This window comes from Limnospira sp. PMC 289.06 (assembly GCF_032350395.1).
Classification (GTDB): Bacteria; Cyanobacteriota; Cyanobacteriia; order Cyanobacteriales; family Microcoleaceae; genus Limnospira; species Limnospira platensis.
On the sequence record NZ_JARPLC010000121.1, the window covers coordinates 1 to 14,487 of the forward strand.

Consider the following 14,487-nt stretch of genomic DNA (forward strand, 5'->3'; position numbering starts at 1 on the left):
CATGTACGGTTTTGTATGGGAGGGGGAGATGGCGACATCTCTCTCGACCCCTACTTAAGTAGGCAACGTAAAGACCATGCTGTGAAGTTGGCAAGGTGCGTAGTTCAGTCAAACGACTTGATAGCCTACGAAGATTTGAGAATTAAAAATATGGTGCGGAATCATTGTTTAGCTAAGTCTATCAACGACGCATCTTGGTATCAATTCCGTGTCGGGCTTGAATACTTTGCTAAAGTGTTTGAAAGAGTAACGGTTGCGGTAAATCCGCAATACACTAGCCAAGAATGCTCTAACTGCGGTGCAATTGTGAAGAAAACGCTATCCACAAGAACGCACGTTTGTAAGTGTGGTTGCTCAATGGATAGGGATGAAAACGCAGCTAGAAATATTCGGAGTCGAGGATTGAGTACGGTAGGGCATACCGGAACTTTCGGGCAGCCGAGCAACGCTTTGGGAGACAAGTCCTCTACTGTTGTTGGAGAAATCCTGCATCAGCAAGTCGTGTCGTAGAACAAAGAATCCCCGTGCGTTCACGCCGGGGAGTGTCAAAGTGGAGGTTTTGAAAAACGGAAATCCGACTAATAAACCCGCCGCCATTTAGGAGTAGCTAACCGCGATGAAAAGCCTAGGTATGGTGAGCGCCATTAACGCGCAGGACTTCTCCGGTGACGTAATTACTAGCGACAGGAGAGAGTAAAAAAGCGACAGCCCAGGCGATATCTTCAGGTTCACCAAAACGCCGGAAAGGAATTTCTGCGGTAATTTTATCGCGGACTTTCTCAGGGATTTTTTGAGTCATTTCGGTATTAATAAAACCGGGTGCGATCGCATTAGCGCGGACATTAAAACGAGCCCCTTCTCGTGCGAGAGATTTCATCATCCCAATCACAGCCGCTTTAGTGGAAGCATAATTAGTTTGTCCAGCATTACCGCGATCGCCAGAGATAGAACTAATAGCCACAATAGAGCCAGCATTCTGGTCATACATACCTTGCATAAAAGGCTGAATGGTATTTTTCACCCCTTTAAGGTTAACAGCAATGACCTGATCCCAATCTTCATCAGTCAACTTAGTAAAGAAATTATCGCGGGTAATACCAGCATTAGCGACCACACCATAAACAGTCCCCAACTTCTCGCTAATTTCCTTAGCAGCGGACTCCATACTGTCCAACTTAGTCACATCAGCTTTCAGGGCTAGTCCACCTGTGGGAGTTTCCCCGTCAATGACATCAATAGATGCAACTTTCGCGCCTAATTCCACCAATAACTTCACAATAGCCGCACCGATACCCCGTGCGCCGCCGGTGACAATAATCACCTTATCCTCAAGTCCTAAAGAAACCATTTATCCTCCTTAAAAAAACCTAAAAAACCTACACACGCTCAATAGCAAAAGCCGTACCGCCGCCAGTACCATGACACAAAGCCGCCAGCCCCAAACTCTTATCGTGTTGTTCCAAAGCATTAAGTAAAGTCACAACAATGCGGGAACCGGAAGCGCCAATAGGGTGTCCGAGAGCGATCGCCCCACCATTAACATTCAACTTATCTTGAGAGACCCCCAACATTGTATCAAATAACAAGGTACTAACTGCAAAAGCCTCGTTATTTTCAAACAAATCGAAATCATTAACCGACATTTTCAGGCGACCCAGTAACTTCTGAGTAGCCAAAATCGGCACTTCTGGAAACCGCCAACTCTCACCACCAGCCCAAGCGCCGCCCAGCACTTTAGCCAGAGGTTTCAAACCATACTTTTGTACAGCAGCCTCACTAGCCAAAATAATCGCCGCCGCACCATCAGAAATTTGGGAACTATTCCCAGCAGTTAAGACCCCATCTTTCTGAAAAGCCGGACGCAACTTAGCCAAACTTTCCAAAGTAGTCTCAGCGCGGATACCCTCATCAGTATCAATCACCTGAGTTCCCTTACGGCTAGACACCTCAATGGGGGAGATTTCATTTTTAAACAATCCTTTTTCCGTAGCTTCCGCCGCGCGTTTTTGGGAGTAAAAAGCCACCTCGTCCAAAGCCTGACGACTGAAACCATGTTCAGCCGCCAAACGTTCAGTTTCATCCCCCATACCGTCTCCGGTAGTAGAGTCTGTTAAACCATCATACAGCAGAATATCCATCAACTGTTCTGGGGCTCCCATAAGGAACTTATAACCCCATCTAGCGCGGTGAGACAAAAAGAACCCTGTTTGCGACATACACTCAGTCCCTCCTGCCAGCACTAGATCAGCCTCTCCAGCCTTAATAGTGTAGCAGCCATTAATCAGACTCATCATAGCAGAAGAACAAACCATATCAATGGCATATCCATCGACTGTGGCGGGTATACCTGCTTTCAAAGCCGCTTGACGGGGTATTAGCTGTCCGTGTCCTGCTCGCAACACATTTCCAAAAATATAAAGATCCAGATTTTCACCGGAAACCCCAGCTTTCGCCAATGCTGCTTTCATAGCATGAGCGCCTAGGTCAGCCGGAGAAAACCCAGATAACCCCCCCCCAAACCTACCTAGGGGGGTGCGTGTTGCGGAGACGATATAAACTTCTGTCATTAGTCCTCCCAAAATACCCAGTTCGATATTAATTCATCGAATTTTGCAGTTGTACTGTATCACTGGCTTTTGAACTCAAGGGAATTTGTTAGGTTTTTTTAACTTCTGCTGGACTTGTAAGGGGAAATATTGACAATCACCCAGAAGTCCAGGGGGGTCTGTTGGTTTGAGGAGACCGAGAAAAGGTTAGGTTTCTTCGGACTCTTCGATAATGGAACTTCTGTCTAAAATCAATAGGTTTCTGAGTTGGTCGGTATCCATTTCGGTTAGCCAGTCTTCCCCAGAACTAACTACTTGTTCGGCTAAGGCTTGTTTACTTTCTATGAGGTCATGGATTTTTTCTTCTAAGGTTCCGGTACAGACAAATTTATGCACTTGTACATTGCGAGTTTGACCAATCCGAAATACTCTATCGGTGGCTTGATTTTCTACTGCTGGGTTCCACCAACGGTCAAAGTGGAATACATGGTTAGCACGGGTTAGGTTTAAACCGACTCCCCCAGCTTTGAGAGATAAAATCATCACCGGAGGTCCCTGGGGGTCTTGTTGAAAGCGATCGACCATTTGTTCTCGCTGAAGTTTACGACTTCCCCCATATAAAAACAGGACTTCTCGATTTAACTTGGCTTCTAAATAGGGTTTTAAGAGTTTCCCCCATTCGGCGAATTGGGTAAAAATTAAAGCCCTATCGCCTTCTGATATTAACTCTTCTAACATTTCATTTAAACGCTGCAACTTCCCAGAATAAGCGGAGTTGAGGGTTGGCATTTCTTTCTTGGCTTTGGTTTTAGCACCCAATAATAAGGGATGATTGCAAACCTGCTTCAACTTCACCAATAATCCTAAAATCATCCCCCGTCTTTGTATCCCGGTAGAAGATTCAATTTCTGAGAGTGATTCATCTACCAGCTTTTGATATAAACTAGCCTGTTCTTTTGACAGAGGACAAAATACGGTGTTTTCTTGTTTTTCGGGTAAATCTTGAATAATATCTTTATCGGTTTTGAGGCGACGCAGAATAAAAGGTTGTACAAGCGATCGCAAAATTTGCAATGATTCAGTATCCCCATACTTTTCAATCGGAATAGCAAAGCGACGCTGAAAAAATGGTCGTTGTCCTAGATACCCAGGATTCAAAAACTCCAAAATCGACCATAACTCAGATAACCGATTTTCTACGGGAGTTCCAGTTAAAGCAATTTTAAAATCCGCCTCTAAAGTCTTGACGGTTTTCGATTGTTTGGCTTCGGGATTTTTAATATTTTGCGCTTCATCTAAAACCACACCCTGCCATTTTACTGATTGTAATTCCGACTGGTCTCGATAGGTCAAAGCATAGCTAGTAATTACCAAGTTTTTGCCTTTAATAGCCGGGGGGAAAGCCTTTCCTTTGGCGCGTTTATCTCCATGATGAACCAAGGTCTTTAAACTGGGTCCAAACCTCTTAACTTCCCGTTCCCAGTTTCCCAAAACTGAAGTCGGACACACCAATAAAACCGGATTTATCAGGGTTTTTTCTAGCTGTAAATGTAACAAAAAGGCCATCAATTCTATGGTTTTTCCCAACCCCATATCATCAGCCAAACAAGCACCCAGACCCCATTCTTGCAGAAAATTTAACCAACCCGCACCCCTGGCTTGATAGGGTCTTAACTCTCCTTTAAAAGTGGGAGGAGTAGCGATCGCATCAATGGTACGATTATCAGTTAAAGCCGTTAACAAGTCCGCCAACTTCCCCCCAGCTTCAAAATCCACCACCGGGAGTCGTTCAATAGTTTGACTATCTCCAGTAGACAAACGCAAAGCATCTTCTAGAGAAAGAGTCATCTCTTCTTTCCGACTAGCAAAAAAAGCCTGAGCCGCTTTAATATCTCGTTCTCGCAACTCTACCCATTCACCGTTAACCTCGACTAACGGACTTTTTTTAGCTACTAAACGCTCAAATTCAGCCTTAGATAAACTTTGACCACCTAGGGATAATTCCCACTTAAAATTTAACAAACTTTTTAAACCAATTTTTACCTGATTTTTCCCCCTGGGAGTATTTGCCTTAATCCGCAAACCCAAACGACTCGCCCAGCCTTCTCGTTGACTTAATCCAGGTGGTAAAATTACCCCCAAACCACTATCACTAAATCGCCAAGCTAGACGGGTAATAAACTCATAAACCTGACCAGAGTCAATCCAGCACCCCTGGGGACTAGCTTCGGCTAAACTGTTCTCAATTACCGGATATAATTTACAAGCCAATCCTAAACCAGCCAGGAGAGTTTCTTGGGGATAACGAATAGTCCTTTCCCGATAAATAAAAGCCTCAACTGGGTGTTTCCAAATAGTCGCCGCATCAACGACAAAATCAGGATCATCAATAGCCTGTAAACCATATTCCAAAAGCCACTCTTGAGTTTTTCCCTGGGGTGGCTGGAGACGAAAACTAGCCCTAAACTGGGTTTGCTCCACCAAAGACTGTTGGAGGGGAAACATCCAATTCTCTAAGCTGGTCTGGAGGGTATCTATTTCCGCCCTATCGGCTTCTATGTGGCCACCAGCATCATCGGCTAAACCATGCAACCACATTCTAACCACAGGGGTGAGAATGGCTACATTAGTTAAGGCTTTGCGTTCAACTTCTTGGGCAATATGACGCACCTGGCAATCAATCATTGCTCCTAAAGCCCCTAATATCAAATCCTCAGCCCTTCCGGGTAAAAATATGGCACAAACCATAGATGAGACCTTCTGTGGCTGTAGGGGCGCTAAACCAGAGATTCTACAAACGGTCGGCATGAAGCCAGCAAATTTTAACAGGCGGGCGCGATCTGTGGCACTATCAACAATGGGTTGCCATTTGGACGCGCCAACTGGGGAAGATAACCCCTCTCCCAGGCGACTGGTGCTAATGATGGGTAAAAATTTACGCCTCGCTAGAAGGTCTAAACTCCAGCGGTTCACATGAGACCAAAACCTTATATCGTCTCCCAACCAGTCTAAATCTATGGTCCCTAAAGGTAAGGACTCGAACAGGTGGAAAGCATCACTGGGGTTGAGCCGATACCCGGTGATTAACCAAGGATACAGGTAGATATCTTGAGCTTCTGCTGCTTCTGTGGGGACTGTGGCGGCGGAATGAATGGGGGTGAGATGACCACAATGGAGGTCAATATGAGTGGGAAGGGCGATCGCTTCTGTGATAGTATCGGGAGAGAGTTTAGATAAAGCCATATCTTGTAAAAGCGACCACTGGGAGAGTTCCGCCTCGGTCATAGCCCAACTTAGTGGTGCTATTTCCCAGCGGTTATCCTGTTGTGCGCCGCCCCCCCGCCAAGTTTCCCCCCAAATGAATACATAACTATCGTCCTGGTGAATCCGCCAAGTTCCGTGTAAAATAGCCATATTGACCCCAGTATCTACTAGCAACCCGTTAAATTTTAAGCGATCGTGTGCTGTGGTCGCTCTGGTGTTCAGAATTAGCCCAATCTCAATAAATCTCCGCTCTGGTTAAAACTTTCCAGAAGTGATCTACAATAGGTGTCAACATCCAAGACTGGGATTTAATCCGAGACTTGCCTGACATCTGCGGATAAGATGGTATAACATCCCATTAAAGTTGCAGATTGTGCTATACCTAGAAATTTCCGACAATGGTCAGATTTTTTCAGGTGAAATGTGTCTGTGCCAACATAGCTGAAAGTGTATCTTTCAATGTGGCAGCAGCGATCGGCACTGGTCCATGGAAAGTAGGCAGGAAAAATTTTCAGCCTAGGATATGAGTCGCCCTAAATTGGGCGGGGAAGTCTCTTACCACGCCCGATCGCATCTACAAAAACTGGATAGGCGGATACCTGGGATGGTTCCCCTGTTTTTGCTTAGGTGGGTGTCAAGATGGTGAGTATTTGTGATAGCAGGAAGGAAGAGAAAATAGATGCAAGAAATTGATAAGTCAATATCCTTTGATGGACGGGATATTAGACTCAAGATTGGATTACTAGCGCCGCAGGCGGGGGGAGCCCTGTTAGTAGAATCGGGAGATACATCAGTTCTGGTAACAGCAACTCGCGCAGAAGGAAGACCGGGAATTGATTTCCTGCCCCTATTGGTAGACTATGAGGAAAGACTTTACGCCGGTGGTCGTATACCGGGTGGGTTTTTGCGGAGAGAGGGTCGCCCCCCTGATCGGGTTACTCTCACCAGTCGCTTGATTGACCGCCCCCTACGTCCTCTGATTCCGGGTTGGATTAGAGATGATATTCAAATAGTGGCCACTACTTTGTCAATGGATGAGCAAGTACCACCGGATGTTCTGGCGGTAACAGGTGCTTCTGTGGCAGTGTTGTTGGCGCGAATTCCGTTCTATGGACCAATGGCGGCGGTGCGTGTGGGATTAGTGGGAGATGATTTCATTATTAATCCTACCTACAAGGAAATTAGAAACGGTGACCTCGATTTGGTGGTGGCTGGGTCTCCCCAAGGTGTGGTTATGGTGGAGGCGGGGGCTAATGAATTGCCAGAACATGATGTGATTGAGGCGATCGATTTCGGTTATGAGGCGGTCATGGATTTGATCAAAGCCCAAACTGAAATTATGCAGGAATTGAACATTGATAACCCCGTTGAAGAACCGCTACCAGAAGATCGGACTTTGATAGAATTTATCCAAGAACGGGTTACAGAACCAGTTAAAAAGGTTCTTGGTCAATTTGAGTTGAACAAAGATGAACGAGATGCTGCTCTTGATGTGATTAAAGAAGAGCAGATTGTCAGTGCGATCGCATCAATGCCAGAAGATGACCCCATCAGCTTGTTCAATATCGAAAATCCTAAAGCGGTGGGGATGATCTTTAAAGACATCACTAAAAAACTCATGCGCCAGCAAATCCTCACGGACGGAGTGCGGGTTGATGGTCGCAATTTAGACCAGGTGCGTCCGGTGTCCTGTCGGGTGGGATTATTACCAAAACGAGTCCATGGTAGTGGTTTATTTAATCGGGGTCTAACTCAGGTCCTCTCTATTGCTACTCTGGGGACTCCTGGAGATGCTCAAGATCTTGATGACCTGCACCCTCAAGATGAAAAACGCTATATGCACCACTACAATTTCCCTCCCTATTCTGTGGGGGAAACAAGACCTATGCGATCGCCAGGACGTAGAGAAATTGGTCACGGTGCTTTGGCGGAAAGGGCTTTATTGCCCGTGCTACCATCAAAAGAGCAATTCCCCTATGTGATTCGCATTGTCTCTGAGGTGCTATCCTCTAATGGGTCTACTTCTATGGGGTCCGTTTGTGGTTCGACTCTGGCTTTGATGGATGCTGGGGTTCCCATTACCAAGCCGGTGAGTGGGGCGGCGATGGGTTTGATTAAAGAAGGGTCGGAAGTTCGTATCCTCACCGATATCCAAGGGATTGAAGACTTTTTGGGAGATATGGATTTTAAAGTCGCAGGTACCGATAGCGGTATCACCGCCCTACAAATGGACATGAAGATTACCGGCTTGTCCTTAGATGTAGTCGCAGATGCGATCGCCAAAGCTAAACCCGCACGGCTACATATCCTCGAGAAAATGTTGGAAGTCCTACCATCACCTCGTCCTGACCTGTCTCCCTTCGCACCTCGCCTACTCACACTCAAAATTGATCCAGACTTAATTGGTTTGGTCATTGGTCCGGGAGGTAAAACCATTAAAGGAATTACCGAAGAAACTGGCGTTAAAATTGACATCGACGATGATGGCACTGTTACCATTGCCTCTACAGACAGCGAAAACGCCGCCCGCGCTTACCAAATTGTTCAGGGTATGACCCGCAAGCTAAACGCCGGAGATGTCTATGTAGGGAAAGTTACCAGGATTATTCCTATTGGTGCCTTTGTGGAAGTTCTACCTGGAAAAGAAGGCATGATTCACATTTCCCAATTAGCAGAATACCGAGTCCCCAAAGTTGAGGATGAGGTAGCAGTAGGAGATGAGGTCATCGTCAAAGTCCGCGAAATTGACCCCAAAGGCCGCATTAACTTAACCCGCCTGAAAATTCACCCCGACGAAGCCGCCGCCGCCAAGGCAGCCGCCAGTAGTGGCACTGTGCAATAGTTGACCTAATTGCCCTCTCCACCAGCCTTTCCCAGCAGTAGGGGCGACAATTGTTCGCCCCTACAATTGTTTATTAATCATCCGGTGAATCTGTGACGTTCAATTTTTCATTATATATGCGCCCACATTTTCCCATGATAATATTGTAGGTCAAGTCTGCTCAGATGTCAATAGTAAATCTGGTAATTCACCACAGATAAGAGTGAGGGGAATAGGGAATCATTTATCCATGACGGACTATCCCTATATCCCCAGTTTTTCTAGTTAAAATTCCGACTCAAAAGCCCCGATATCAATGGTATCGTTGACAATGCGAGGGAATCCGGGGCCCCGGCTGTCGAACTCTCCGGGATTAACAAAACCATCAGCAAAGGTATTATTTCCGGCATTAATTGCTGGTGAATTTTCCAAAAGAGCAATAGTTGGGATGAGTCCCCCATGATCAGCCAGGGGAGAGATGAGAGCATCCACTGGGTCATCTGCGGTGCCGATTATATCGCCATTTACGCCATCAGTGAAGCCAGAGGCATTAGTGCCATCTCCAATCAAATTACCCCCACCACTGTTAAAGGCAAATTCAGGAGCCGCCGCCGCATCAGGACCGAAAGGAGCGGTATTATTAGTAATCAGAGTATTTTGGAGACTAGCACTACCGCCAATGTTGCGGACACCGCCACCACTGGCGATCGCTGTATTATCAACAATGGTACTGTTGGTCAAAGTCAGATCAGCAACAGAGTTAAAAATCCCGCCGCCGATTTGAGCCGAGTTATTAGCAATAGTGCTGTTGGTAACATTAACCTCTCCATCAATAATAATGATGCCACCACCATTAACAGCCTGATTATCAGCAATAGTGGAATCGATAACATTCAGAATTCCCGAATTAGCGATCGCCCCTCCATTATTAGCCGCATTGCCTTCAATCAGACTGCGGATAATAGTAACATTCGCATCAGTAGAGACAATAGTGATCGCACCGCCGCGACTACCAGAAGTAGTGCTTACAGAAACGTCTAGGTCAGTTCCAGGTGCCAAACCATTAGCCAACCTTAACCCATCAAAAGTCATCGTCCCCGTATTGACCCTAAACAGGCGAAACTCATCAGTCAAATCCGGATCACGCTGAATCGTCAAATTATTGGCTCCCGGACCGTCAAAATAAATATCTCCATTGAGAGTTGGTAATGCACCCACCAGATTAATTGTTCCTGATTCTGCCTCATCAAGAAAAGTAATTTTTTGTGTGCCACCAAAATTCACAGCATTGATAACCGCCTGTCGCAAAGACCCTTCAATACTGTCAAAATAGGCTTCTTCAGTCGTATCAAGACTATCAGTTAACTGCCTGACCCCAGTACCATTAGCTAGAATCGTTAATGTCCCTTGATTATCATTAGGGTCAACAATATAAAAATCAGATTCGGCCAAGCGGAAAGTCAAAGACTCATCAGCCTCCGCGTGGTCATCATCAAGCGGCACCAACTCCAGTTCAATTCTACTTTCACCATCAGGAATCGTCACCTGTGCCGTTTCCCCGTCTGTGGGAATCACTTGACCATCAATTTCGAGTTGATAATCTTCCAAAGAAATCCGATTTCCTTCCAGATCCAAAGTTATCTCAAGATCCCCAAAATTATCAGGTTCGCGACTAATCCTCAAGACCGCATTACTAGAGCGAGTGATAGTCGGAGGGTCTTGTTCCCAATCCAGACTAGACTGCACAGCATCGGGAGTAAGCACCTGTAGGGAAACTGTGGCGATATCATCATCGAGAATCGTCAAAACCGTACTAGGATTGATAGTGCCAGCCTGACCTAGGATTCGCTCCTCTCCGTCCACAATCGCCACAAAATTATCATCTAAGTCTAGTTGCAGTGTTCGGTCAGGCTGCACCAGGGTATTACCCAGAATTTCAATAGGAACCCGGGCTTGTGTTTCTCCCTGAGCAAACTGAATTGGTATCACACTACCAACAAAGTCATCTCCTTCAGTGGCTGTAATTCCAGTTAAAACCACATCCACAGAAGAGGGAGAACTCAGATCCCCGGACCGCAACAATTCCACCACCATGGTGGTATTTCGCTCATCCCCCTCTTCCACCTCATATTCAGACTGACCAAAATCATAAGTTGGGGGTGAATCATTATCGAAAATCAATAAAGTCGCAGTAGGATGAGTGACACCTGCGCGTCCCCTCGGTTCAAAATCCTCAAAAGATAAGATAATCGACTCCGTGGGTTCAGCTATTTCGTCATCAACAATTTCCAGGGGAACCCTAGCGACTTCTTGACCCGGCGCAAACTCCAACCGCACCTCAGTCTCGACAATATCAACTCCCGGCGTAGCTGGATTTTCCGGACCCGGTTGCAAAACCACAGTTACAGATGATGCATTGCTGGTATTACCACCGCGCACCACCACAACAGTCTCAGTTTCACCATCACCTTCTGAGACCTCAAAAATACTGCGACTGAAATCATAGGTGGGGATATCATCATCGTCGATAATAATTAATTCAGCGGTGGGGTTCTCCTCGCCTACCAGTTCCCCTTCTGCGGGAACCAAACTTAACTCAAGATTTCGATTAGGTTGACTCACCAAATTACCAAAAATGGTGATGGGAACAGTTTGGGAAATCTGATCAGGTTGGAAATTAATAGTTATCTCCTCTGGCTCAAAATCTATTCCCGGAACAGCAGTAATACCACTTAACTCAACGGTGACTGAAGATGCTTCCCTAATTCTGCCAATTCTTTCAACAGTCACAACTTCTGTGACGTTGGTATCGGAACCCTCTAGGGTGGTGAACAAACTCTGACTGAACTCATAGCTAAATGGTCCGTCATCATCCAAAATCACTAGGGTAGCCTCGGGGTTCTGGCGGCCTGGTTGTCCCCCCTCAATTTCCCCGGCTGTACTCTCAATAAAGAAGTTGGTAAAGGATAAATTGGCGGTTCTGGTGGGGTCTGGTTCGGTATTGGGAATTAGTTCAATTTGAACGGTGGCGCTGGTTTGTCCCGCGTCGAACATGACTGGGGTGGGATCGGGAGTGGGCTCAAAATCTCGACCAGGTTCAGCAGTAATGGGTGTAATTGCCACATCGACTCGTGAGGGTGCCTCGGTGGCGAAAGAACGCTCAATGGTGACTTCCACAAATTCAGGATTATTAGGATCATCTCCCTCAACACCGACAAAACGACTGTCGCTGAAGTCATATAAAGGGGGACTGGGGGGTGGGTCATCATCTATAATAGTGCCAGTGGCCGTATTCCCTCCGATTTCGGCGATATACAAAAATCCTGAGTCGTCTAAAACGACTTCTATGGTTCTGTCTAGCTGAAAAATATCATTAGCAATGGGGGTGATCAAAAATTGGGTGGTAGTAGCGTTTTGGTCAAATATTGCGGTTCCGCGATCGCCATCAAATCTAGCAGCTCCGCTAACTGTGTAGTCTTCCCCTAAAATAGCAGTCCCACCTATAGAAAAATCTACGGCTATAGGCACTCCCAAAGAATCTGGTGTGCGGGTTAATGTATAAACTAAACTGTTGCCACTATCTTCTTCTACGGCTTCCGGTTCAATAGTGAGGCTCACCTGAGAAGTTGATGGCAGATTTAGCGCCGGTAACTCTGGAATGGGTGTCGGCGTCGGTTCTGGGGGCGGGGGCGGTACTGGTGCGGGTTCATCATCTTGGATGTTAATGATCAACTCATTCCTTTGGCCAATACTGGCTCCCCCAGAGGGATCGGCTAGGGTTAAGGTAACTGGTCTCGGTCCGTCAGGGGTATCGTTATCGACTATAGAAACGGTAAATTCTTTGAAGGTTTCAAAGGGTTCAAAAATTACGGGAATTTCTGCGATCACGTCAGCGGTGCTATCACCAGCTACTACTAGAGTTGCTCCTACTCTATCAAGAGGAGATCCGGTTCTGGTGATGGGGATTTGCAATAATGACTGATTTTCGTCAGCGTTGACGCTATCTTCCCAAAATTCCAAGACTGAGGTAATGCTGGTGATGGATTTGGTAAAGTTGCCACTGTTGAGAATGGTGCTATCTGTGGCTTCTAGTAGCACTAATCTCTCTCTGGTTTGGCGATCGCGAATTAGGGTATCATTCCCCTGCTGTGCAATTTCTAGATCCGCAAATTCCAGACCATTAGCCAAACCAATTAGGTCAAACCCGGGTCTAAAGTCTGTAATTACATCAGTCTGACCGCCATTGAACCCTACACCAATTACAAATAAATCCGACCCTGCGCCTCCGGTTAAGGTGTTAAAACCACTACCTGTATAGAGGATATCATTACCGCGATCGCCAAATAAAAGATCATCTCCCTCCCCCCCTATGAGAGTGTCAGATCCTTGACCGCCATAAATAGTATCGTTTCCTGACCCCCCAACTATAGAGTCATCCCCCGAATTACCCAGGATGAAATTGTTTCCTTCCCCCCCATAGATAACATCATCCCCTAACTCACCGAATAGGGTGTCGTTACCTGGTCCGCCAAACAGATAATCATCTCCCTGTCCACCAAATAGCAAGTTATTACCCTCACCTGCGAACAGGGTATCATTGCCTTGGAACCCCAAAAGGGTATCATCCCCTTCCAAACCTTGAATTTCATCATCTTCCGAGGTTCCCAAGAGCAAATCCGATTCTGAAGTGCCAATAATAATGTTTACCATGTTAACGATACCTTACCTTTAGAAGTCCTTTTTGCTGACTTGATCAAGCCAGCCCCAATATACATTGGCCCATGAAATGATCCATAATCCACATAATCCCGGATTAAACTAAGCAACCTAGCCATTCTATGCTGCTTTTGCCTTGAGGGTCTCTTGAATTGATTTAAGTTTACCCATAATTTTTTGAATATCAACAATACCAGAGGTTTTAGTTTCCATCTTCGAGGGGAAGTCCCCAGACTTAGCGGTGTGTAACTTCAGATCCTCTGGTAGTGATCATCCGGCATTAGGGTAGATGGGCACAGGGACACAGGGGCGGTTAATGTAAAGGTTTTTCACACAAGCCCACCCTAAAGATTAAATATCATTACAAAGTTGGTCAAGTTTGTACATAAGCATGATACTCTCTATGAGTGATTACGAACACCTTAGATTGAGAGACGAAAAACACTTTGAATTTAGATATGGATAGATACCCAACTTGTTCCCTTCGTCAAGATGTTAGCGAGTATGTGGCTGACCTCCAGCTACACATGACACTACAGGCTCGTAACCTAATCCCAACTTTAACTAAGACCAAGGAAAATGATAGTCGGGAGGAGATGCTTCAGCAAACTCAGGCTTATTTTGAAAAGATAGCTTCTCGTCAGGCTAGTTAACAGCACAAAGTTTACACTTAAACAAAGGCAGCCCGAACTCGTAGAGTTATCCACTCTCGAATTCGGGCATTTTTAATTATTGAACAGCCCAACCGCAACGCCGTCTTACCTCAGTTTTTGACCTGGACGAGCCAGGTGGGCACCACTGCCGAGCTTCAAGTTTCCGGGTACAATGCCCGGTATACTGCCACTCGATTCTAAGGGGTTCCCTTGTTTTTAGAGTTATAGATCAAAAAAACATTTTGGCAGTCACCAACGTCACAGCAGGACCTTGTTGCCATTATAGCGCTTTCTCAAAAATTGTCTAGGGGTTAACAATGGATCATGCAAATCCCTCTCTCTCCCCAGAGGGCTGGCCCGTCAATCTGCTCGCCCCCAGGCCAGCAACTCGCGATCTGGGATGGGGCGCTAGAAGGGAGATAGAGAGGGGGTTCAGCAATTCTCATTTTGGAAATTCAACTGCTATCGGGTGGGATGTCTAACTCGT

The 14,487-nt window shown here is 46.1% G+C and carries 7 protein-coding genes and 1 other RNA gene; 3 read left to right on the top strand and 5 right to left on the bottom strand.

The genetic code is table 11. From position 1 onward, the window contains the following. On the top strand, nt 1-510 hold a 510-nt coding region (locus tag P5674_RS19310; protein WP_315670211.1), incomplete at its 5' end, for a transposase. Between the two features lie 115 nt (nt 511-625). Here P5674_RS19310 and phaB read toward each other — a convergent pair. The 3 genes from phaB to P5674_RS19325 all read right to left on the bottom strand — a co-directional run bounded on the left by phaB (nt 626) and on the right by P5674_RS19325 (nt 5,960). Next, nucleotides 626-1,348: an acetoacetyl-CoA reductase PhaB gene (phaB, locus tag P5674_RS19315; protein WP_014276372.1), complete on the bottom strand. Its 723-nt coding sequence runs from the start codon at nt 1,346-1,348 to the stop codon at nt 626-628. Between the two features lie 28 nt (nt 1,349-1,376). Continuing rightward, complete coding sequence (gene phaA / locus P5674_RS19320) at nt 1,377-2,567, bottom strand: acetyl-CoA acetyltransferase PhaA (protein WP_006617472.1); 1,191 nt, start codon at nt 2,565-2,567, stop codon at nt 1,377-1,379. Nucleotides 2,568-2,753: 186 nt separating this feature from the next. Next, a complete protein-coding gene (locus tag P5674_RS19325) occupies nt 2,754-5,960 on the bottom strand; it encodes a DEAD/DEAH box helicase (RefSeq protein WP_014276371.1) in 3,207 nt (1,068 codons plus the stop codon). Between the two features lie 529 nt (nt 5,961-6,489). On the opposite strand from P5674_RS19325, the gene P5674_RS19330 reads away from it, so the two are divergent. Then, the gene (locus P5674_RS19330) at nt 6,490-8,652 is read left to right on the top strand and encodes a polyribonucleotide nucleotidyltransferase (protein WP_006617470.1); all 2,163 of its coding nucleotides are present in this window, start codon (nt 6,490-6,492) and stop codon (nt 8,650-8,652) included. A 264-nt stretch (nt 8,653-8,916) separates the two neighbouring features. On the opposite strand, the gene P5674_RS19335 is transcribed toward P5674_RS19330, so the two are convergent. Beyond that, nucleotides 8,917-13,341 carry a Calx-beta domain-containing protein gene (locus tag P5674_RS19335; protein ID WP_315670212.1) on the bottom strand — a complete coding sequence of 1,475 codons (4,425 nt, stop codon included), beginning with the start codon at nt 13,339-13,341 and terminating at the stop codon, nt 8,917-8,919. Between the two features lie 464 nt (nt 13,342-13,805). Between P5674_RS19335 and P5674_RS19340 the strand changes: the two genes are divergently transcribed. Beyond that, nucleotides 13,806-14,000, top strand: coding sequence for a hypothetical protein (locus P5674_RS19340; RefSeq protein ID WP_006616052.1), 195 nt, complete (start codon nt 13,806-13,808; stop codon nt 13,998-14,000). Nucleotides 14,001-14,085: 85 nt separating this feature from the next. Here the strand turns inward: P5674_RS19340 and ssrS are convergent. Further along, nucleotides 14,086-14,270: non-coding RNA, 6S RNA (gene ssrS / locus P5674_RS19345), on the bottom strand. Nucleotides 14,271-14,487: the final 217 nt, after the last annotated feature.

Excerpts from the sequence above, each read along its gene's own strand:
- phaB (WP_014276372.1), bottom strand. The coding sequence starts at position 1,348 with ATGGTTTCTTTAGGACTTGAGGATAAGGTGATTATTGTCACCGGCGGC.
- phaA (WP_006617472.1), bottom strand. The coding sequence starts at position 2,567 with ATGACAGAAGTTTATATCGTCTCCGCAACACGCACCCCCCTAGGTAGG.
- P5674_RS19325 (WP_014276371.1), bottom strand. The coding sequence starts at position 5,960 with ATGGCTATTTTACACGGAACTTGGCGGATTCACCAGGACGATAGTTAT.
- P5674_RS19330 (WP_006617470.1), top strand. The coding sequence starts at position 6,490 with ATGCAAGAAATTGATAAGTCAATATCCTTTGATGGACGGGATATTAGA.
- P5674_RS19335 (WP_315670212.1), bottom strand. The coding sequence starts at position 13,341 with ATGGTAAACATTATTATTGGCACTTCAGAATCGGATTTGCTCTTGGGA.
- P5674_RS19340 (WP_006616052.1), top strand. The coding sequence starts at position 13,806 with ATGGATAGATACCCAACTTGTTCCCTTCGTCAAGATGTTAGCGAGTAT.